The organism is Streptomyces sp. NPDC025273 (genome assembly GCF_040638585.1).
GTDB lineage: Bacteria > Actinomycetota > Actinomycetes > Streptomycetales > Streptomycetaceae > Streptomyces > Streptomyces cinereorectus.
Genome location: NZ_JBEZYP010000025.1, coordinates 13,841 through 35,111, shown reverse-complemented (window position 1 = coordinate 35,111; position 21,271 = coordinate 13,841). Strand labels below are relative to the sequence as shown.

Below are 21,271 nucleotides of genomic sequence, written 5' to 3'. Positions count from 1 at the left end.
CCGTGCGGACCGGGATGTCGTCCCGGCCGCGTCCCGGCTCCCGCTACCTGGTCTCCAGGTCCCGCCGCCGGAACCCCTCCAGCCCGAACCGCAGCAGGCCGGCCGCGACCAGGGTCAGGACCACCATCGGCGTCCAGCTCATCCCGGCGGCGGGCAGGTTCGGGACCTGCCCGACCGGCGACAGGGCGTTCGTCCACTCCGGGAATCCCAGGAGCTTGCCCAGGTAGCCGGTGACGAACGCGTACACCGGTACGATCCACGCCGCCGAGGACGCCCGGGGCAGCCATCCGAAGAGCACGGCGGCGACCCCGGCGGTCACCCACAGCGCCGGTGCGTAGGCGAGTGCCGCACCCAGCAGTCCGGGCACCAGCCCGGCGTCCCCGGTCGACGCCGCCCCCGCGACGCCGATGCCGAGCCCGCCCAGGAGCAGTACGGCCGTGCCGCCGACGAGGGCGACGGCGAGATGACTGCCCGCCCAGCGGGTGCGGGACAGACCGGTCGCGAGGAGGGACTCCACACGGCCCGCGTTCTCCTCGCTCCGGGGCCGCAGGGCCGCCGTCACGACGTACACGGAGGCGACGACGGCGAGGACGACGATGACCATCGACGCGAACGACTCGGCCGTCGTGGCTCCGCCGGTCCTGCGGAGCGCCTCCTGGATCCCGTCGATGTTCTTCAGCATGTCGTCGGCCTGGCCGAGGATCGACCCGTACATCACGCCCATCAGGAACAGCCCGGCCCCGAAGCCGGCCAGCAGGGAGCGGTGCAGCCGCAGCGCGAAGCCCAGCGGCCGGGTCAGCGCGGCCGAGGGCACCGGGCTGCCGGGCCTGGTGGCGCGCAGTCCCGCCCCGACGTCGCGCCGGACCGACAGGACGAATCCGGTGCCGGCGCAGAGCACGGCGAGTGCCAGGCAGAGCAGCAGCGGCCACCAGCGGTTGTCCACGTAGACGTAGGTGCGCTGGGCCCAGCCGATCGGGGAGAGCCAGGACAGCGCCGCGGTACCGCCCGCGTCTCCGGCGGCTCGCAGCACGTAGGCAAGGCCGATGACGGCCAGCGCCGCGCCGGACGCGCCCCGGGTGTGCGCCGTGACCTGTGCGGTGATCGCGGCGACGGAGGCGAACACGATGCCCACGGCCGCGTACGCCAGGCCGAGGAGCAGTGAGCCGGCGGCGCCGTCGGGAGCGAGGTCCATGCGCCCGAGGCCGACGGCCACCAGCAGGGCGAGCGCGAGGTTGGCGAGCACCGCGACCGAGAGCGCGGCAGCCAGGTGCGCGTGCCGTCCGACGACGGTGGAGCGGACCAGCTCGGCGCGGTTGGTCTCCTCCTCGTCGCGGGTGTGGCGGGTGATGATCAGGACGCTCATGAAGCCGGTGAGGACGGTCATGAAGCCGAGCAGCTGATGGCCCGCCATCGCGCCGAAGGTGTAGTCGGCCAGATAGCGCCGGGGTCCCGTCATGGCGAGTCCGGCCGGGCTGCCCAGGGTCGCGGCTACGGAGGCGCGGGCCTCCGGATCGGCGTACAGCGTCGTGTAGTTGCGTGCCGTGGACACCGTGCCGAGGAACAGCGCGAGGATCCACACGGGCAGCCGGACGCGGTCCCGGCGCAGGACGAACCGGATCAGGGTGCCGGTCCCCGCCAGCGGTCCGGTGCCGGGGAGGGGCTCGGTGGGCGAGGCTGCCCGGGGGGCGGTCACCGTGGCTCCTCGGGACGGTGGGCGGTGAGCTCGTCGCCGTAGTGACGGAGCATCAGCTCCTCCAGGGTCGGCGGGTGGCTGACCAGACTGCGGACGCCGAACCCGGCGAGCCGGCTCACCGCGGCCTCCAGGTGGCCGCCGTCCACGGCGAACCGCACGCCCGCGCCCCCGGCTCCCTGGGCGGTGATCTCCACGGCGTGCACGCCGGGCAGCTCGTCGAGCCCGACGGCCGGGCGGGCCGTCTCGGCCTCGACCGTCGTGCGCGTGAGGTGCCGCATCTCGCTCAGCGACCCGGACTGCACGGTCCTGCCGGACCGGATGATGCTGACCCGGTCGGCCAGCTTCTCGACCTGGGCCAGGATGTGGCTGGACAGCAGTACGGTCCGGCCCGCGGCCTTCGCTTCCAGGATCACGTCCTGGAAGACCACCTCCATGAGGGGATCGAGCCCGGAGGTCGGTTCGTCGAGCAGCAGCAGCTCCGCGTCCGAGGCCAGCGCGGCGATGATGGCGACCTTCTGGCGGTTGCCCTTGGAGTAGGCCCGGCCCTTCTTGGTCGGGTCGAGGCCGAAGCGCTCGACGAGTTCGTGGCGGCGCCGCCGGTCATCCCCGCCGCGCAGCCGGGACAGCAGGCCGATGGTCTCGCCGCCGGTCAGGCTGGGCCACAGCTCCACGTCGCCGGGTACGTAGGCCAGGCGCCGGTGCAGAGCGACGGCGTCGTGCCACGGATCCTTCCCGAGCAGCCGGGCCACGCCCGAGTCGGCGCGCAGCAGCCCCAGCAGGACCCGGACGGTGGTGGACTTCCCGGCGCCGTTGGGTCCCAGGAAGCCATGGACCTCGCCGGTTTCGACGGTGAGGTCGAGGCCGTCCAGCGCGTGTGTCCGCCCGAACGACTTGCGCAGTCCGGCCACGGAGATCGCCTTCGTCATGTTTCTGAACGTACGTTAGCTTCACAAGATTGTGAAGTTAAGGAAGCGTATAAAGTCGGCTCCATGATCGGAGCGGTGGAGGCGGCGGAGCGATGACCAGCGGGACCGGAGAATTCGCCGGGCGGGACGAGCAGGCCGTGTCGCGGTTCGTCGAGGGCTTCGCGGCCGAGATGACGGAGGCGGGGATGCCACGGATGGCCTCGCGCGTCTTCGCGGCGCTCCTCGCGGACGACGACGGCTCCATGACCTCGGCCGAGCTCGGCGAGCAGCTGCGGATCAGCCCGGCGGCGGTATCCGGCGCGATCACCTACCTGACCCAGGTCAGCATGGTCGGCCGGGAGCGTGACCCGGGCTCACGCCGCGATCGCTACCGGCTGCACAACCAGGTCTGGTACAGCGCCCTCACCGACCGGGACCGCCTGCTGACGCGCTGGGAGCGCACGCTGAGGGACGGGGCGCGGTCCCTGGGCGAGGACACGCCCGCCGGTGCGCGGATCGGGGAGAGCGCGGAATTCCTGGAGTTCCTGCAGAAGGAGCTGGCAGGTGTGATGGACCGGTGGCGGGAGAGCCGCGGGAGCGGCGGGGGCTGAGCCCGCCGGTCCGGCCCCGCCGGCCCACCCCCGTCGGTCCGGTCTCACGCCGCCGGGAGTATCAGCCCCCACGCCCCCGCCCGCACCGTCCAGGTGCGGGTCCGGACCGGCCCCGCGACCTGTATGTCCGCGCGGTAGCGGAAGTCCGGGCCGGACACCGTGACCGCCTTGGCCTCCGCCGTCACCGTCTCGCCGGACGAGGTGTGGATCACCACGTCCGCCAGGCCACCGTCGCCCTGCGTGGTCACCGAGACGCCCTCGACCGGCCGGTCCAGGGCGTTCAGCAGGACTCCGTCCGCCTCCACCCGCAGCCGGTGCGCGTGCGGCGGGGCGGAGGGCGAGGGCGGGGCCGGACGGACCAGGGCGGCCATCAGTGTGCGGCAGGTGTCCCAGACCGCCGTGACGCCCGAGTGGTGCGCGCCCGTGCCCGGGCCCGATGTGAGGGCGGGGATGCGCAGGTCGCCCAGCACGACGCCGTCACTGTCGTCGACCAGCAGGTCGAGCCGGTGCGCGGTCCCGTCCAGCGCCGTGCGCGCCGCCGCCACCGCGCCCCGGGGCACACCGAGCGCGTGGGCGAGCTCCAGGGTGTGTGCCGCGCCGACCGGAATCAGCGAGAGCGCGACCTCGGCGAGCTCCCGTTCCCGGTGGAGCTGGGCCACGGCGCGCAGCAGCGCGTGGTCGTCACCGACGACCACAGGCCGTCGTCCGCCCCGCCGGGACAGGGCCCGGGCGAACTCGTCCGGGCCGTCCGGAAGGCAGATCTTGGCATGCGCGCCGGCGCTCAGCACGTCCTTCGCGATGCGCACGGACTCGCCGTCGTAGCGGCGGGCAAGGGGGTCGATGAGCACGAGTAGCTGGTGGTCGCCGTCGCCGGGGGGCTCTGCAGCCGACACCTCGGTCCTTCCTCGGGTAGCATCTTGGTGCAAGAGCCCCTTGCGCTATTGCGCCAGGGGCTTCGTCTATTCCGGGGCACCCGGTTCGACGGCTCAGGCTTTGCCGTACATCGTCGTGCGGCAGGTACGACCTTTACGTACGCCCCCTGACCTTGGACATGCCCCGCCCGGAAGGGGTGTACGCCTGTGCCCGCACTTGTGCTGCTCGGTGCTCAGTGGGGTGACGAGGGCAAGGGGAAGGCCACCGACCTCCTCGGTGGATCCGTCGACTATGTGGTGCGTTACCAGGGCGGCAACAATGCCGGCCACACGGTCGTCGTAGGCGACCAGAAGTACGCACTGCATCTCCTCCCCTCCGGAATCCTGTCGCCGGGGTGTACCCCGGTCATCGGTAACGGTGTCGTGGTCGACCCGGCGGTCCTGCTCTCCGAGCTGAGCGGTCTGAACGAGCGAGGCGTCGACACGTCCAAGCTCCTGATCAGCGGCAACGCTCATTTGATCACCTCGTACCACACCACGGTCGACAAGGTGACGGAACGCTTCCTCGGCTCCCGCAAGATCGGTACCACCGGTCGCGGTATCGGACCGACGTACGCGGACAAGATCAACCGCGTCGGTATCCGGGTCCAGGACCTCTACGACGAGTCGATCCTCGTCCAGAAGGTCGAAGCCGCCCTCGACTTCAAGAACCAGATCCTCGCGAAGCTCTACAACCGGCGCGCGATCGAATCCGGCCGCATCGTCGAGGAACTGCTCACCTACGCGGAGCAGATCAAGCCGTACGTCGCCGACACGACGCTGATCCTGAACAACGCCATCGACGAGGGCAAGGTCGTGCTCTTCGAGGGCGGCCAGGGCACCCTGCTGGACGTCGATCACGGCACGTACCCCTTCGTCACCTCGTCGAACCCGACCGCGGGCGGCGCCTGCACCGGATCCGGCGTGGGCCCGACGAAGATCAGCCGGGTCATCGGCATCCTCAAGGCCTACACCACGCGCGTCGGTGCCGGACCCTTCCCGACCGAACTTCTCGACGAGGACGGCGAGGCACTGCGCCGGATCGGCGGCGAGCGGGGGGTCACCACCGGCCGCGACCGCCGCTGCGGCTGGTTCGACGCCCCGATCGCGCGGTACGCGACCCGGGTCAACGGCCTCACCGACTTCTTCCTCACCAAGCTGGACGTGCTGACCGGCTGGGAGCAGATCCCGGTGTGCGTGGCGTACGAGATCGACGGCAGGCGCGTCGAGGAGCTCCCGTACAACCAGAGCGACTTCCACCACGCGAAGCCGATCTACGAGATGCTCCCCGGCTGGTCCGAGGACATCACGAAGGCCAAGACCTTCGACGACCTTCCGAAGAACGCGAAGGCGTACGTGAAGGCGCTGGAGGAGATGTCCGGCGCTCCGATCTCCGCGATCGGTGTCGGCCCCGGCCGCACCGAGACCATCGAGATCAACTCCTTCCTGTAGGAGTTGTCACCGCAGCGGCGGCCGCCCTGCCCGGCAGCGGCGGCCGCCGTCGCGCAACCAGCTCCGCGGGCCGGATGGTGTGACTAGTCTGTCCGCGATGAAGGAGACAGGATGCTGCTGAGATTCCGGGTGGCAAACGTCCGGTCCCTGCGCGATGAGCAGGAACTGTCATTTGTCGCGCCCGAAAGCAGTGACCGGGAGCGTGCCGCCGCGCGCGAGTTGCAGCTCTCCGACGGTCACCACCTCGCTGTGCACACCGTCCTCGGTATCTTCGGAGCCAACGCGTCCGGCAAGTCCAACGTGATTGCCGCGCTGAAGAGCATGAAGCACGCTGTCATGCGCTCCTATGCCGACTGGACGTCCTACGACGGCATCCCGCGTGACGAATTCGCCCTGGACCCCAAGGCTGCCTCGGAGACGTCCCTGTACGAGGCGGACTTCGTCCTCGGCGACGGCGTCCGTTGGACCTACGGGTTCGAGCTGGGCGCCCGACGGGTCGAGGCCGAGTGGCTCTACGCCTACCCCAAGGGCCGCCGCCAGGTGTGGTTCGAGCGGGACGCATCCCGGGAGAAGGACTTCGACTTCCCGGGCGAGCGTCTCCACGACCGCACCCGCCTCGCCCGCACGACACGTCCCGACGCCCTCTTGCTGACACGCGCCGCCAACGACGGACACGAGCAGCTGACTCCGGTCTTCGACTGGTTCAAGAACAACCTCTGGGACGTCACCCCCGAGACCGAGCGCACCCAGCGCGAGGACTACACCGCTGTGCAACTGCTGCGGAGCGATGACTTCCGGCGGAGAGCCGAAGAGCTGCTGCGGGTGGCAGATCTCGGAATCGCCGGCGTGGAGGTCGAGCAGTCGTCGTCCGGCAGGCCTCTGGTCCGCCTGATCCACTCGGGCGGCGGTGAACACACGGCACTGGACTGGTCGACCGAATCCTGGGGTACCCGCTCCTGGTTCGCGCTGATCGGACCGCTCCTGCTCGCGCTCGACAGGGGTGCGGTGCTACTCATCGACGAGCTGGACGCCAGCCTGCATTCGCGCTTCGCGGCAGAGGTCGTACGCCTCTTCCAGGCGCCCTGGGTGAATCCGAAGGGCGCGCAGCTGATCTTCACCGGGCATGACCCCTCCCTGTTGCGGACTCCGGGCGGTGGCAGGCTCCTGGAGCCCGGTCAGCTGTGGCTCACGGAGAAGGACGAGCGGGGTGTGACGGAGCTGTCGTCGGTGGCGGACTGGGAGCCGACGGACGAAGAGGACCTGATGTCCTCGTATCTCGCGGGATCCTTCGGCGCGGTACCGAAGGTCTCCGAAGGGCAGATCGGGCGACGGCTGATGCGGACGGACGACTTGGCGCGGATGGAGGCGGAAGAGGTCTGATGGCCAGGTCAAGGGGAGGGGACAGCGTTTCCCGTAGGAAGGGTGCAGGAAAGGGCCGCACGAACCGCGCCCGTCAGGTGTACATCTTCACCGAGGGTGAGGTCACCGAGCCCGAGTACATCGACATCATCGTGAAGAAGGGCACACTCGCCAAGACCGGCGAGAGCGTCGAGCACCACATCGAGAACCCGAACGCCGTCGGCAAGCATCGTAAGCCGCACGCCATGGTGCAGGACGCGGTCCGTACGCTGCGCAAGGTCGAGCGCGAGGCCAAGGACGCGGGGCTGAAGGACCGGGACTGGAACTGGCCCCAGGTGTGGGTGCTCTTCGACCGTGACGATCACCTGAACATCCGCGAGGCCAGACAGCTCGCGGACAAGGAAGGCGTCAGGATCGCCTACTCGCACCCCTGCTTCGAGCTCTGGCGGCTCCTGCACTACACGAACTACACCAGCAGCTTCGGCGGCGTCTGCGATGACGCCAACAGCCGTATCCGGTCCCGCCCCGGCTTCGCGGCGACGTACGGGCGCAACGTGCGCACTGTGTCCAACCAGGATTCGAAGCACATGCGTGAGGAACAGGTGCTGAGCAAGGATTTGCAGCGCTACAAGGACGCCAAGAAGTACGCGCAGGCGATCAACAAGCGTGTCGAAGCGGTCAATCCTGAGAAGTGGGATCCGTACACAGACGTCTGGAATTTCGTCGAGGACGGACTTCTCCTCAGCGGCTACTAGGCTGCCTCGACGTACGTCTTCGACGCCCCCGTGGCCTCGCTGCCGACCCCTTCGTACCGCACCGACATCACACCCTCTTGGAGTCCCGTCCGTGGCCAAGCTCACGCTCGATCAACTGGAGCGCCACCTTTTCGCCGCCGCAGACATCCTGCGTGGAACCATGGACGCCGCCGAGTACCGCGACTTCCTGCTGGTGCTGCTGTTCCTGAAGCGGGCGAACGACGAGTTCGATGCCGCCCGCGACGAGATCATCGCGGAGGAAGAGGCGTCGGGGGCCACCCGTGAGGAGGCCGAGGAAGAAGCGGACGCCCCCAACCGCTACACGGCGCGGCGGGTCATCTACGTCCCCGAGGACGCCCGTTGGAAGCGGTTGGACGGCGCGGTGAACGATGTGGCCGGGAAGTACCTCCAGCCCGCGCTCGACGCTCTGGAGGGGCAGAAGGGCAACGAACGGCTGCGCGGCCTGTTCGGCCGGGTGAACTTCAACCGCATCGGCGGGGGCGGCGGCACCGGCACATCGGCGGCCAACCTCGCCGACACGCGTCTCTCCGCACTCATCGGGCACTTCGGCACGCTGCGCCTGCGCGGCGAGGACTTCGAGTTCCCCGATGTCATCGGTGCCGCGTACGAGTACCTGCTGAAGGACTTCGCCGACACGGCGGGCGCCAAGGGCGGCGAGTTCTACACCCCGCGTGCGGTCGTACGGATGATGGTCGAGCTGGCGCGTCCCCAGGCCAACCAGCGGGTGTACGACCCGTGCGTCGGATCGGGCGGAATGCTCATCCACGCCAAGGAGTACATCGAGGAGGACGGCGGCGACACCGAGGACCTGGCGCTGGCAGGCCAGGACGCCAACGACGGCTCCTGGGTCATGGCCACGATGAACATGCTGTTCCACGGCGCCGTCGACTTCGACCTGAAGGTCGGTGACACACTCACCAACCCGCTGCACCTCGACAAGTCGTACGACCTCGTCCTCAGCAACCCGCCCTTCTCCATGGACTACCGGGCCACGGGCATCCTGGACCTCGAAGACCGCATGCCGTACGGCCGGACGTCCGAAAAGGGCAAGGCCGACCTGATGTTCCTCCAGCACATGCTGCACATGGTCGAGGGCAGGGGCGGCTCCGTCTTCACCGTGATGCCGCACGGCGTGCTGTTCCGGAGCGGCGCGGAGGGCGACATCCGCGCCCGGCTGATCGAGGACGACCTGCTGGAGGCCGTGATCGGCCTGCCGTCGAACATCTTCTACGGCACCGGAATCCCGGCCTGTGTCCTGGTCCTGCGGGCGAAGGGGCACAAGCACGTGGACCGGCACGACAAGGTCCTCTTCATCAACGCCGACCGGGAGTTCCACTCCGAGCGCGCGCAGAACGTCCTGCTGCCGGAGCATGTGGAGAAGATCGTCTCCACCTTCCACGCCGAGGCGGGCGAGGACGTGCCGCGCTTCGCCCGGTGGGTGAAGCGGAGCGAGCTGAAGGAGAACGCCTACAACCTCAACATCCGCCGCTACGTGGACAACACCCCGCCGCCGGAGCCGCAGGACGTACGCGCGCACCTGACGGGCGGCGTGCCGAGGTCGGAGATCACGGCGGACGAGAAGGCGAAGCTCCTGGGGGCGTACCGGATCGGCATCACCGACCTGTTCGCCGAGCGCCCGGCCGACGCGGACGGGACCGAGTCGGCGTACGTGGACTTCCTCCCCGAGGACCGGCGCCCGGACGCGGAGCGGCTGGCGGCACTGGCCGAGGGCCGGGAGCGGGAGCTGTGGGAGTCGTTCGACAAGTGGTGGGCCGTGGAGACGGAGCAGATCGCCTCTCTCGCGCCGCACGAGGGCGACGACCGTACGGAGTTCGAGAAGCGGTCCCAGCTCGCGCGTCTACGGGTCGACCTGATCCACTCGTTCCGTGAACTGCTGCTCGGCGTGGGCCTGCTGGACCGGTACGCGCTCGCGGGAGCGGTCGCCGGCTGGTGGCAGGACGCCAGGAACGAGCTGAAGGCACTGTCCGGGAACGGCTTCAAGGGGGTCGTCGAAGGCTGGGTCGACACGGTCGAGACGCTGCTGGAGCCGGAGCCCAACCCGTGGACGGGCGGAGCGCGTAAGCGGTCGGGTTCGGAGCGGCGTCAGGCGTACGGGCACAAGGTGGTGGCCCGGATCGCCCCCGACTTCCTGCGCGAGCTGGCCGAGGCGGACGAGCTGAAGGCGAAGCTGGACGTGAAGGTCAAGGCGGCCGAGGAGGCGGAGGCCGCGCGGGCCGCCGCTGTGGCGGGCGTCACGGAGGACGGTTCGGAGGACGGGGACGCCTCGGAGGAGGCGACGGGCCTTGACCCGGCGGTCGCGGAGGCATTGCTCAGCGAGCCGGACCTGAAGAAGGCGAAGCGGGAGCGGACGGCGGCCGGCAAGGCGGTGAAGGCGCTGGAGGAAGCGTTCTATCCGCTGGACGGGATGGGGGACGGTGCGAAGGCCGTCTCTGGTGCTGCCGCCAAGGCTGCGAAGTCGGCCTCCACCGGGCAGACGGCGCTGGATGTGTCGGTCGCCGACGCGGAGGAGGAGCGGCCTACGCCCGGCCTGCATGAGGTGCGGGACGCGCTGACGGAGGAGGGCGCGCGCGAGATCGTGCTCGGCATTCTCCGGGATGACCTCGCATCGAAGCTGGAAGGTCATGTTGTGCGCAGGCGTCGGGAATTGATCGATACGTACTTGGGCTGGGAGCGCAAATATCTGGTGTCGCTGCGCGACATTGAGGTGCGGCGTGAGGCTGCGACGAAGCGGCTGGAAGGCTTCCTGAAGGAGCTGGGTTATGTCGCCTGACCCCGGATGGGAGACGGCGCCCCTCAGTAGCCGACTTGTTCGTGTTGACGCTGGGCACAGTCCTGATTTGTCTGACGTCCCTGCTGGGGCAGGCCAGTGGGGGGTTCTGAAGGTCAGCGCTGTGCACACGAATGGGTTTCGGCCGAGTGAAAACAAGGCTATCGGGTCGGCCACGGCACTGATCGATCCCCGCTACGAAGTCCACCCTGGCGATCTGCTCTTTTCGCGCGCGAACACTCCGGAGCTCGTGGGCGCGGCTTGCCTCGCGACAGACACGGATGAGCTTTTGATGCTCTCGGACAAAACGTTGCGTCTTGTGCTTGATCCAGATAGGGCAGATGCTCGTTTCGTGAACATTTGCTTGGCTAGTCCTTCCGTGCGGCGACAGATCGGACTGGGTTCATCCGGCAGTAGTCGGAGCATGCAGAACATCTCTCAGCGGGCGCTTGGGAAACTGCTCCTGAAGTGGCCAACGTTGAAAGATCAGCGTCAAATCGTTGAGGTCATGGAATCGGTCGCTGAATCGGAGCGCGCCGAGATGGTGGAATTGAACAAGCTTAAAACAATTCGGAGAACCCTCATTGAAGGGCTCGCTCTGTGTGAATGTTTTCCGATGGCGGAAATTATTGTCGATGGGCCTAAGAACGGTATCTACAAGTCTGAGGACCAGTACGGTGGTTCGGGTACTCCGATTGTTCGTATCAATAGCTTCGAGGGTGGTCCATCTGACCTGACGCGTAATCTCCTGCGTGTCAAGGTCGCTGGCGACGAAGTTCGCAGGTATGCCGTTTCTGTTGGCGACATATTGATCAACCGAGTGAATGCGCCGGGTCTGGTTGGGAAGTCTACAATGGTGGCGAGCATTCATGAGCCAACTCTTTTCGAGTCGAATATAATGAGATGCCGTTTTGACGCCTCCAGGATGAACCCTAAGATTATCGAGGCGTGGCTTTCCGGCTCTGTGGCGCGTTCGCATTTTGCTGCACGAACGAAACCGGCCGTTTCTCAGGCGAGTATCAATCGGTCTGATGTTCTCTCTTGCCCTATTCCTGAGATGGATTCTGATATGCAGGCAGAGTTCCTCGAAAGGCTTGAGGCTTTGGACTCCCTGGTTGATGAGATTCGTTTGAGGGTAGTGAAACTGAAAAATTTGCGAGCAGGGCTCGCGGAGGACCTCCTTGGTGGCCGGGAATATGGTAGGAATTCCGAGTGAGTCACGTGATTGATTGACGTAGGAAGGTGGAATCGTGCCCGTCCGAAAGCCACCCACCGCTCGCCAGCGGCGGCTCGGGGCCGAGCTCCGGCGGATGCGTGAGCACGTTGGGCTCTCCCTCACGGAGGCGGCCGTGCTGCACCGTGTGGACAAGACGGCGATCAGCAACACCGAGTCCGCGCGGTTCGGCGTCAGCGCAGACCGTGTGCGCGTGTGGGCATCGAACTACTCGTGTCCTGATCACGCCTACGTAGATGCCCTGGCGGACATGGCTCGGGAGCGTGCAGGATCGAACTGGTGGGACGGGTTCAGGGATTCGGTGGCCTCGTTCATGCTGGACCTGGTCGAGTTGGAGCATCATGCTGTCTCGCTCCGGCATGTGCAGATCACGCACCTACCTGGCCTGTTGCAGCACGAGGACTACGCTCGCGCAGTCTTCGCGGAGGCGATGCCGCCGTTGACCCCGGAGGCGATGGACCTCCAGGTGGACTTCAGGACGAGGCGGCAGGTTCTGCTCGGCAGGCCTGAGCCGCCGGACTGTTCGTTCCTTCTCCATGAGGCGGCGCTGCGGATGCTCTTCGGCGACCGGGTGGTCGTGCGCAGGCAGTTGGAGGACTTGCTGAAGCATTCTGAGCGCGACTCCGTGACGCTGCGAGTCCTGCCGTTCGCCGCCGGAGGGTTTCCCAGCGCGGGCAGCTCGACGATGTACGCGCATGGCCCGGTCCGGCAGTTGGACACGGTGCAGATCGATGTACCCAACAGCATCACGTTCCTCGATGCCGAGACCTACCTGACCAACTACCGTGCTGTGCTCGACCGCATGGAGATGCGAGCCTTGGAGCCGGGGCCCTCGCGCGACTTCATCCGTGAGGTGCTGCACGAGCTATGAAGGTTGAGGATCGTGACGGTTCAGTGGCGTAAGTCTTCGTTCTCCGAGCAGTCGGGCAACTGCATCGAACTTGCCGTTGTGGACGGTGGTGTCCTCGTCAGGGAAAGCGACGATCCCGAGGTGATCGTCCGTACAACTCCCGCCAAGCTGGCGGCTTTCCTGGCAGGAGCCAAGGCCGGGGAGTTCGACGACCTGGCGTAGGGCTGCGGTGGCCAGCCAGCAGCTGCGCCCCGTATGAGGTTGGCATATGCCGATCCCGAAGATTCTCATCTAAACATTGATGCATCAGCACGATTGAGGCTAGCCTTGGTTTCGTGCGGTAGCCGGGTGGCTACCGCATGAAACTGAAGCGCCCCGGCGGTGTCTCACCACCCCGGGGCATGGCCAACGCCTCTCAGGAGCGTCAGCATGTTCCACCGTATCCGGGCAGACCTCGCGCGAACACTCGTGCCCCTGCTCCTGCTTCCCCTGGCGTGCGTTCTGCGCGCCCCCGGCATCGTCATCAGGCGAGCCTCGGCGCCCCGGCCCGCCACCTTTGTACAGCCGCCACTTCCGCAACAACCGTCCCCCATCGCCCTCGTACCCCGCACCCGCCCGTACGTACTCGACAATGAACGCCGCACCCGCCGCACCGCGATGCGCCTCGCGCTCGACGGGTTCGTCGTCCAGCCGGATAGCGGTCACACACTGACGAAGGTGGCAGTCTGATGAGCACGTCTCAGGTGCAGGTCAGCCGGGTGCCCAGTAAGCCCGTGCGGCGGGAGGCGGACGGGTCGCTTTCCATCGACCTCTGGTTCCGGCGTGACGGGGCCTTCGAGGCGGACACGGCACTGCGGTTGACGCCTGCCGAGGCGGAGATGCTGCATGCCCAGCTCTGCTACGCCCTCGACGACTCGACGGCTGCCCTGATCACCCCGCCGGCCAGTCGGCCCGACTGCCGGAAGGACGTGCTTACCACGCGTACCCAGCCCTGACGGACGCATCCCGGACACGCAGTCCCCGCAGTGCAGTTGCGGGGTCTGTACCCGCACGCACGTCCCACCCCTGACGCACAATGGACCCTTGCACGGTCCAGCGGTACGTCGGTACGCAGGGGAGGCGCGGGGGCATGGCTGCCGAGGCGGGCGGGGGGACGATCGAGCAGGTCGAGGCGGAGTGGCCGCTGTTGGCGCATCTCAAAGCGATGGGATGGCAGCACATCCAGGGTGCCCGGCTGAAGAGCGACGGGGAGCGGGACGACTTCAGGGACGTGCTGCTGGAGCGCCGGCTGCGGGCAGCCGTACGCCGGTCGTCGCCGTGGATGGAGCAGGACGCGCACACCGCTACGGCCGTCACGGCGCTGCGGTCCGCCGCCCGTCATGTGTCGGCGCAGTCGCTGCCGCAGGCCAACCGGGAGGCGACCGAACTCCTGCTCCACGGCGTCCTCCAGCCGGGTCCGGACGGCAAGGACGTGAAGACGGAGTTCGTCGACTGGTCGTACGAGGCGCTGGAGGGCAGCCGGGCGGAAGTCCTGTCCCGTAACGACTACCTGGTCGTCGATCAGCTGCGGGTCTGCGACGCGGACGGCAAGCCGGCCGTGCTGGATCTCGTCCTGTTCGTGAACGGCATCCCCCTCGTCGTCATCGAGTGCAAGTCGCCGGACGTAAGGGACCCGCTCGGCAACGCCATCCGTGACCTGCGCGCCTACACCGGGCGGCCGGTCGACGACGACACCCGCAGGGGACCGGGCGCACTGCGGGGAATACCGCATCTCTTCGCTCCCGTACAGCTGCTGGTGGCCGCCGACGGCACGGACGCGGCCCTGGGAACGTACTCCTCCGACGAGGAGCACTACGCACTGTGGCGCAGCATCACCTCGGACTACGAGACTCTGGAGGCGCTCCGCCGGGAGCTGCGCGGCTGGGCGCTCCTCGGTGCCGCCGACCGGCCGACCCTCCAGCAGCAGCTGGCCGCGATCGTCCTCAAGCCCGGCAACCTGCTCAACATCGTCCGGCACTACGTCTTCGAGCTGCCGCTGGGCGACGACAGGAGTACCGGGGCGAACAGGGGCCGGGCGAAGGGCCCCCGAACGGCGAAGGTGGTCTGCCGCCATCAGCAGTACCGGGCGACGGAGAAGATCGTCGAGCGGCTGCGGACGCGGCGCAGCCGGGCCCTGACCGGCGAGGACATCGACAGGCGTGGCGGTGTCATCTGGCACACCCAGGGCGCGGGCAAGAGTTTCACCATGCAGTTCCTGGCCAGGCGCCTGCACAAGAGCCCGGACCCCGAGCTGAATCGCATCACGCTGATTGCCGTCACGGACCGCAACGACCTCCAGCGGCAACTGCGCAAGGCCGTCGGCCTGAGCGAATCGGAGGTGCGTGAGGCCACCTCCCGGACGGATCTGGAGAAGATGCTGCGCCGGGCAGGACGCTCCGGCGGGCGGGCGGTGATCTTCGCGACGATCCAGAAGTTCCTCGGTGATCTGGTCGGAGGCAAGGCTGGGGCCGATGACGCGGCTGCGGACGAGGAGCGGGCGCTGGACGAGAACTTCGAAGCGGGGAGGAAGAGGGCCGCAGCGGGCGAGAGCGCGCAGGAGATCGCCGATCCCACTCCGGACGACAAGACGCTGAAGAAGGCCGCACGGATCTTCCCCGAGTGCAGTGACTCGGACCGTGTCCTCGTCCTGGTCGACGAGGCCCACCGCTCCCACACCTCCGTTCTGCATGCCTGTCTGCGTAAGGCCCTGCCCAACGCGGCCAGGGTCGGATTCACGGGCACTCCGCTCATGGAAGGCAGAATCACCGACACCGGGCGCATCTTCGGCCTGGAACCGAGCACCGAGCCGGGCGGGGCACCGGAGTTCCTCGACACGTATCGCATGGCCGAGGCCGAACGCGACAAGGTCGTCGTGCCTGTGCGCTACGAGGGCCGGGCCACCAGTGCCGAGGTGCGCGACAAGGAGCAGCTGGACGAGTGCTTCGAGGACCTCATCGAACCGCTGGAGCAGACCGAGCGGGCGCGGGTGCGGGAGAAGTACGGAACACCGTCCAAGCGGGCCGTGGCCGAGTCGGCGCCCCTGATCCGGCGCAAGGCCGTCGATATGCTGGAGCACTACGTCACCGGTCCGCTGACCGGCGGTTTCAAGGCCCAGGTCGCCGTGGTCAGCAGGCGGGCCGCTGTGCTGTACCGGAACGCACTGCGGGACGCCCGTGCCGAACTGCTCTCACGGGTCGCGGAGTTCGACCGCACTGGGCGCCGGGAGGGTCTGAGGGGGCGGGCCCCGGAGTCCTACACCCGGGAGGAATCGCTGCTTCTGCGTGCCTGGCAGTTCCAGGAGGTGCTGCGGCGCATCGACTTCGTCCCGGTGATCTCGGCGGGTTCGGAGCAGAAGGACGGTCTGTGGCGCGAGTGGACCGACGAGAGCAGGCAGCGCGAGCACATCGCCCGCTTCCTGGCCCCCTTCCCGCAGCTGCCGCCGGAGAACCCCTGGGCCACCACGCCTCCCGTGGAACCGGATCCCGTACCGGCCGGCGGGGTGGCCACCGCGGGTTCCGGTATGAATCCTTGGAGCGATCTGGTCTGGGAGACGAAGGAGGAGGCGGCCCCGCCTCCTGTCGCCTTCCTCATCGTGAAGTCCATGCTGCTCACCGGTTTCGACGCACCTGTTGAGCAGGTGCTCTACCTGGACCGGCCGATCCGCGACGCAGAGCTGCTCCAGGCGATCGCCCGCGTCAACCGGCCCGCCCGCCGCAAGACCGAGGGTCTGGTCGTCGACTACTACGGCGTCCTCAACAACCTTGCCGTGACCCTGGCCGCCTACCAGGGCAACCCGCCCGCTCTCGACTCGCTGCGCAGCATGACCGAGGAGCTTCCCGAGCTCGGCCGTACGGCGGAGGCCTTCCGTGCCTTCCTGGCGGGGGAGGGAATCGACGCGGACAGTCTCACCACCCGGGCGGGCCTGGGACGCGCGGTGCTCGCCCTCGCGGATCCTGCGCGAAGGGCACGCTTCGACGAGAAGCTCGGTGCGTTCCTGGGGGCGGTGGACCGGGTGCTGCCGCACGAGGACGCGCTGGATCATCTGCCGGACGCGCGGACGTGGAGCGTGCTCCAGATGCGCGTACGCCGCCACTACCGGGACGACACCGGTGGCGGGTTCGTCATGCGCGGCTACGGGCGCAAGGTGCGTGCGCTCATCGCCGATCACCTCGAAGCGCAGGCGGTGGAGCAGGCGATTCCACCCGTGTCGATCCTCGCCCCGGACTTCGCCGAGGTCGTCGGCGACCTCCCGGTCCGTGAGGCGGCGGCCGAGCAGGTCCAGGCCCTCCGCTACCACCTGGAGGAACGCCAGGCGGTGGAGGACCGGGAGGTGTACCGGCAGCTCTCCGTGGAGCTCGAGCGGGTGCTGCAGGAGTTCGCGGGACGCTGGGACGTCATCGGCCGCGAGCTCGGTCCCCTGGTCGAGCGGGCCGTGCGCGCCGAGCGGATCGATCCGGCCGTGGCCGACCTGACACCTATGGAGCAGCGGCTCCATGTGCTGCTCGGCGAGAAGCTGGCGGAGAGCGAGCTCTTCGACGACCCTTCACCCGAGGAGCTGCGCAACCTTGTCGCGGAGATGTACGAAGAGATCACCGACCGGGTGCGGCTGGCCTCGTTCGGCGGTGAGGACGCGCACATCACCATGCTGGAGGCGCGCCTCTACGAGCGGCTGCGCAAGGCCGGCTACCGGTACCGGGGCGAGGGTCGGAAGGAAGTCGAGAGGCTCGCGTCGACACTCGCCGGGTACACCGCGCAGCACCTGGAGTCGTTCCGGGCCGAGGCACGGAGAGAATAGGTGCATGACGTCTCTGCCCGCCGGCCCCGCGCCTCGCCCCGGTGAACCCGTTCTCACCGAGGACGGGACGCTTGCCGTCGACGGACGGGAGCTGCGCGTGCGGATCAGTCTTCGCCGCCGCCGTCTGGGCCTGACGGTCGAGCGGGACAGGTCCCTCACCCTGCATGTGCCGCAGGGGTGCGAGGTCCGGCGTGCCGAGGCGTTCGTACGTGGCAGCGGCGGCTGGATCGACGACAAGGCCCGCCTCAGTGAGGAGCGCAAGCAACTGCATCCCGTCCGCAGCCTCAAGGACGGTGAGATCCATCGCTACCTGGGGCGTGACTACCGGCTCCTTGTCGTCGGTGCCGGGCCTGAAGGACTTTTGCCACAGACTGAGGGCGGCTCCGCTCCCGGTGTCCGGCTGGTGGCCGGCCGGCTGCGGCTGGACAGCGCGCTCGCGGCCGATCCCGCTATGGCTCGGAAGGCGCTCGCCGACTGGTACAGCCGGGCCGGGCAGCGCTGGATGCGAGGGCGGCTCCAGCCGTGGGCAGGCCGGATGGATGTGCCTGAGCCGGTGGTCAGGGTGCGCGACCTGGGGCACCGGTGGGGAAGCTATCGGGCCGGTTCGGACGGTGCGGGAGTGATTTCCCTGCACTGGGCCACATTCCAACTGCCGATCGTCCTGGTCGATTACGTGGTTGCACACGAGCTGGCCCACGTCCGCGTGTCCGGGCACGGCCCGGACTACTGGCGGCTGCTGGGCAGAGCGCTGCCGGAGTGCCACCGGCTGAAAACAGAGCTGGACGAGCTGGGCCGGAGGGTATGGATGGGAGACCTCGGGGCCTGAGGGGCGGCGGACCGGGCTGGGCGTCCGTGAAGCCCACGGCAGCGACTGCCGGGAGCCTCACGAGTCTCCGTCCGGGGTCAGCCGGTGCGCCGGTAGGTGAACGGTGCGTCGTCCTCGTCCGAGCCCGGCCAGGTGATGGACAGCCCGTCGGCGCCCTTCATCTGCACCGTGCGGGCTCCGGCGTTCTCCGGTCCGGTGTGTGATGGGTCGTCATATGCCAGCTGATTCACCATCGGATCCTCGTACAGAGGCCTGTCCGGGCGCGGGGACAGCACGCTGTGGTGCAGTTCCGTTACCCGGCGGACACCCCGGGCCATGGGTTTCATTCCCCGGCGCACAGCGCCATCCCCTCCGGGGTGGCGCACGGCAGGTGGCCGTGGTCGAGCATGATGTCCTGGCCGCCGCCGCGGCTCAGGTAGTCCAGGAAGCCGGCGGCGGGCGAGCCGGCCGGCGGGCGTCCGTACGTGTAGGCGTACTCGGTCTCGCGGAACGGGTACGAGGACGAGCCGATGGTCCCGATGGACGGGAGGGCGCCGTCCATGGCCAGTGGGTGCAGCCCCTTCGTGTCCCTGCCCTCGCGCAGCTCGCCGTATCCGATCGCCCCCCTGACCCTGGCGACCGTGGACAGGACCTCCTCCGTGCCGTCGAGCTCGCAGCGGATGTAGGGGACGTCCGGGGCGCTCCTGGTGGTGCAGTCGCGGGAGGAGAAGGTGGGTTCGCTGCCGCCCAGCACCCGGCGCCGGAACACCTCGCGGGTGCCGGAGCCGGCGTCCCTGCTGATCAGCTTGATCGTCATGTCGGGGCCGCCGATCTCCTCCCAGTTGAGGATCTCGCCGCGGAAGATCTTCCGGATGGTGCCGAGGTCGAGGTTCCGCACCCCGACGTGGTCGTTGACGACCAGGTGGAAGAGCGAGATGCCGACGGGGGTCTCGCTCAGCTCCGTGTACGCCTCGGGCCTCACGCCGTCGGAGAGGGCGACGGTGCTGTCGGCGTTCCCCGGCTTCGCCCCCTCGCCGACGAGCCGGCGCAGACCTTCGGCGCTGCCGCTCGCCCGCACCTCGATGCGGACGTCGTCGCACTTGCGCTCCAGCTCCTTCTCCGCCGCTTCCAGGACCGGAGCGAACGCCGTGGAGCCGGTGACCGTCAGGCTGCCCGGGGCGCACTCGATCGGCGGCGGGGGAGTGTTCCGTACGAGGATGATCGAGGCGAGCGTGACGACGCAGATCGTCAGGGCCACCGTGATGATCCTGGCGGAGCGGCCGAAGACGGGGGGCTTCTCGTCCGGCCGCAGTGCCGTGTTCGGGGACACCTCGCCGTCCCGGATGCCTCCGGTCACCCTGATCGGACTGCCCACGTTCGCTCCGGTGAGCAGGACCAGGAGCTTGAAGTGCTCGTTGCGGTTGAGCGGGACGCGCGGCAGCCGGATGAGTGCCCCCGTGTGCCGCAGCCCGGCCGCCGGGGTGAAGTGGTCCATCAGATGGTCGGCGCCGGGGGAGTGGGTCACCGCGACGCCGCGGACGGTACGGCCGGTGAACTCGGCCGTGAGGCCGTGCAGCTGCTCGCCCTGCCCGGTGTAGTCGTCGTTCGCGATCGACTGCGAGCCGTCGTTCTCTACGCGCAGCAGGACGAGCGTGGCGTCGGCCATGTCCGGGGTCTCGCTGAAGAGCCCGAGCCGTACGTTGGCGCGGCCCTGGCTGACGCCGCTGCCTATCGGGGTGTCCATCTGGACGCGGTAGCCGATGCGTTTGCGGCGCGGGACGCGGCGTTCGTACCAGAGCACGCCCGCGGAGGTCGCCACACCCAGCGCGGCGGTGAGGACGGCGATGACGTTCTCGGGGTCGAACCACGCCATGGCTGTTCCCTCGGGGTGCGGTGGGCCGGTTCGCGTCACCGTACGACGTGTCGGCCAGGGGCGGCCGGGTTGCCGGATTCCTTACGGTGAAGTTCGCCCGGCGTTCAACAAGCTTGCGTGCAAGGGAAGTTGAAGGACGAAGGGGGATTGCCGATTCTGGTCTAGACCTTGACAGGTCCAGACCATCGACGGTTGAGTGGCGGTACCCCCATGGCGGCGCGGGCGCACGCCCGCGCCGCACCGAAGGAGTGATCACGTGATCAAACGTGTCATGAGCCTGATCACCGCGCTGGGCGCGGTCGTCGCGATGCTCGTCTTTCTCCCCGCCACCACGGCCTCGGCCGCCGCATGCGCTCCTGCCTGGAACTCCTCCTCCGTCTACTGGGGCGGTGGCGCGGCCTCGTACAACGGGCACAACTGGTCCGCGAGGTGGTGGACGCAGAACGAGACCCCGGGCAGGGCCGACGTCTGGGCCGACCAGGGCAGCTGCGGCTCCGGCGGTACGGACCCGGGCCAGCCGGACCCCTCGGGCTTCGTCGTCAGCGAGTCCCAGTTCAACCAGATGTTCCCGAACCGGAATTCGTTCTACACCTACGGTGGCCTCACCGCGGCCCTGAGCGCCTACCCGGGCTTCGCCGGCACCGGAAGCGACACGGTCAAGAAGCAGGAGGCGGCGGCGTTCCTCGCCAACGTCAGCCACGAGACCGGCGGACTGGTCCACATCGTGGAGCAGAACACCGCCAACTACCCCCACTACTGCGACACCAGCCAGTCCTACGGCTGCCCGGCCGGCCAGGCCGCCTATTACGGCCGCGGCCCGATCCAGCTCAGCTGGAACTTCAACTACAAGGCCGCCGGTGACGCGCTCGGCATCGACCTGCTGGGCAACCCCTGGCAGGTGGAGCAGAACGCGTCCGTGGCCTGGAAGACCGGGCTGTGGTACTGGAACACCCAGTCCGGTCCCGGCACCATGACGCCCCACAACGCCATGGTCAACGGCGCCGGATTCGGCGAGACGATCCGCTCGATCAACGGCAGCATCGAATGCAACGGCGGCAACCCCGCACAGGTCCAGAGCCGCATCGACACGTACAAGGCGTTCGTCCAGATCCTCGGCACCACGCCCGGCTCGAACCTGAGCTGCTGAACTCGGCCCCACCCCGAGGAACGGGGGGCGTGC

General features: G+C 68.5%; 18 protein-coding genes. 13 read left to right on the top strand and 5 right to left on the bottom strand.

The window, feature by feature from the left end:
* Positions 1–43 precede the first annotated feature (43 nt).
* Both AB0F38_RS28965 and AB0F38_RS28960 read right to left on the bottom strand, forming a co-directional pair.
* The gene (locus AB0F38_RS28965; RefSeq protein WP_361899540.1) at positions 44–1,693 is read right to left on the bottom strand and encodes an ABC transporter permease; all 1,650 of its coding nucleotides are present in this window, start codon (positions 1,691–1,693) and stop codon (positions 44–46) included.
* A complete protein-coding gene (locus AB0F38_RS28960) occupies positions 1,690–2,619 on the bottom strand; it encodes an ABC transporter ATP-binding protein (RefSeq protein WP_361899537.1) in 930 nt (309 codons plus the stop codon). The genes AB0F38_RS28965 and AB0F38_RS28960 overlap by 4 nt, the downstream gene beginning before the upstream one ends.
* Positions 2,620–2,711: 92 nt before the next feature.
* On the opposite strand from AB0F38_RS28960, the gene AB0F38_RS28955 reads away from it, so the two are divergent.
* Positions 2,712–3,209, top strand: coding sequence for a MarR family transcriptional regulator (locus AB0F38_RS28955; protein WP_361899534.1), 498 nt, complete (start codon positions 2,712–2,714; stop codon positions 3,207–3,209).
* A 44-nt stretch (positions 3,210–3,253) separates the two neighbouring features.
* Here AB0F38_RS28955 and AB0F38_RS28950 read toward each other — a convergent pair whose 3' ends face one another.
* Positions 3,254–4,102, bottom strand: a complete 849-nt coding sequence (locus AB0F38_RS28950) for a diacylglycerol kinase (RefSeq protein ID WP_361899532.1) — start codon at positions 4,100–4,102, stop codon at positions 3,254–3,256.
* A 186-nt stretch (positions 4,103–4,288) separates the two neighbouring features.
* On the opposite strand from AB0F38_RS28950, the gene AB0F38_RS28945 reads away from it, so the two are divergent.
* From AB0F38_RS28945 to AB0F38_RS28895, 11 genes are all read left to right on the top strand, one after another.
* Positions 4,289–5,572 carry an adenylosuccinate synthase gene (locus AB0F38_RS28945; protein WP_361899529.1) on the top strand — a complete coding sequence of 428 codons (1,284 nt, stop codon included), beginning with the start codon at positions 4,289–4,291 and terminating at the stop codon, positions 5,570–5,572.
* A gap of 111 nt (positions 5,573–5,683) precedes the next feature.
* Positions 5,684–6,952 carry an ATP-binding protein gene (locus tag AB0F38_RS28940; RefSeq protein ID WP_361899526.1) on the top strand — a complete coding sequence of 423 codons (1,269 nt, stop codon included), beginning with the start codon at positions 5,684–5,686 and terminating at the stop codon, positions 6,950–6,952.
* Positions 6,952–7,686: an RloB family protein gene (locus AB0F38_RS28935; RefSeq protein ID WP_361899524.1), complete on the top strand. Its 735-nt coding sequence runs from the start codon at positions 6,952–6,954 to the stop codon at positions 7,684–7,686. The genes AB0F38_RS28940 and AB0F38_RS28935 overlap by 1 nt, the downstream gene beginning before the upstream one ends.
* Positions 7,687–7,777: 91 nt before the next feature.
* On the top strand, positions 7,778–10,498 hold the full coding sequence (locus AB0F38_RS28930) for a class I SAM-dependent DNA methyltransferase (RefSeq protein ID WP_361899521.1): 2,721 nt from the start codon (positions 7,778–7,780) through the stop codon (positions 10,496–10,498).
* A gap of 67 nt (positions 10,499–10,565) precedes the next feature.
* A complete protein-coding gene (locus AB0F38_RS28925) occupies positions 10,566–11,711 on the top strand; it encodes a hypothetical protein (RefSeq protein ID WP_361899518.1) in 1,146 nt (381 codons plus the stop codon).
* Between the two features lie 34 nt (positions 11,712–11,745).
* Positions 11,746–12,600 (top strand): helix-turn-helix transcriptional regulator, encoded by an 855-nt coding sequence (locus AB0F38_RS28920; RefSeq protein WP_361899515.1) that lies wholly within the window; start codon positions 11,746–11,748, stop codon positions 12,598–12,600.
* Positions 12,601–12,603: 3 nt separating this feature from the next.
* Entirely contained in the window at positions 12,604–12,801 is a 198-nt protein-coding gene (locus tag AB0F38_RS28915) for a DUF397 domain-containing protein (RefSeq protein WP_361899512.1), read from the top strand.
* Positions 12,802–13,008: 207 nt separating this feature from the next.
* Entirely contained in the window at positions 13,009–13,308 is a 300-nt protein-coding gene (locus AB0F38_RS28910) for a hypothetical protein (RefSeq protein ID WP_361899509.1), read from the top strand.
* On the top strand, positions 13,308–13,574 hold the full coding sequence (locus AB0F38_RS28905) for a hypothetical protein (RefSeq protein ID WP_361899506.1): 267 nt from the start codon (positions 13,308–13,310) through the stop codon (positions 13,572–13,574). Before AB0F38_RS28910 ends, AB0F38_RS28905 begins: the two co-directional genes overlap by 1 nt.
* A 134-nt stretch (positions 13,575–13,708) precedes the next feature.
* Positions 13,709–17,413 carry a type I restriction endonuclease gene (locus AB0F38_RS28900; protein WP_361899503.1) on the top strand — a complete coding sequence of 1,235 codons (3,705 nt, stop codon included), beginning with the start codon at positions 13,709–13,711 and terminating at the stop codon, positions 17,411–17,413.
* Between the two features lie 4 nt (positions 17,414–17,417).
* The gene (locus AB0F38_RS28895; protein ID WP_361899500.1) at positions 17,418–18,239 is read left to right on the top strand and encodes a SprT family zinc-dependent metalloprotease; all 822 of its coding nucleotides are present in this window, start codon (positions 17,418–17,420) and stop codon (positions 18,237–18,239) included.
* A gap of 77 nt (positions 18,240–18,316) precedes the next feature.
* Here the strand turns inward: AB0F38_RS28895 and AB0F38_RS28890 are convergent, their stop codons facing one another.
* Together AB0F38_RS28890 and AB0F38_RS28885 are read right to left on the bottom strand one after the other, a co-directional pair.
* Positions 18,317–18,469: a hypothetical protein gene (locus tag AB0F38_RS28890; RefSeq protein WP_361899497.1), complete on the bottom strand. Its 153-nt coding sequence runs from the start codon at positions 18,467–18,469 to the stop codon at positions 18,317–18,319.
* Positions 18,470–18,561: 92 nt separating this feature from the next.
* Positions 18,562–20,091 carry a substrate-binding domain-containing protein gene (locus AB0F38_RS28885; protein ID WP_361899494.1) on the bottom strand — a complete coding sequence of 510 codons (1,530 nt, stop codon included), beginning with the start codon at positions 20,089–20,091 and terminating at the stop codon, positions 18,562–18,564.
* A gap of 256 nt (positions 20,092–20,347) precedes the next feature.
* Between AB0F38_RS28885 and AB0F38_RS28880 the strand changes: the two genes are divergently transcribed.
* Entirely contained in the window at positions 20,348–21,238 is an 891-nt protein-coding gene (locus AB0F38_RS28880) for a glycoside hydrolase family 19 protein (protein WP_361899492.1), read from the top strand.
* The last annotated feature ends 33 nt before the right edge of the window (positions 21,239–21,271 follow it).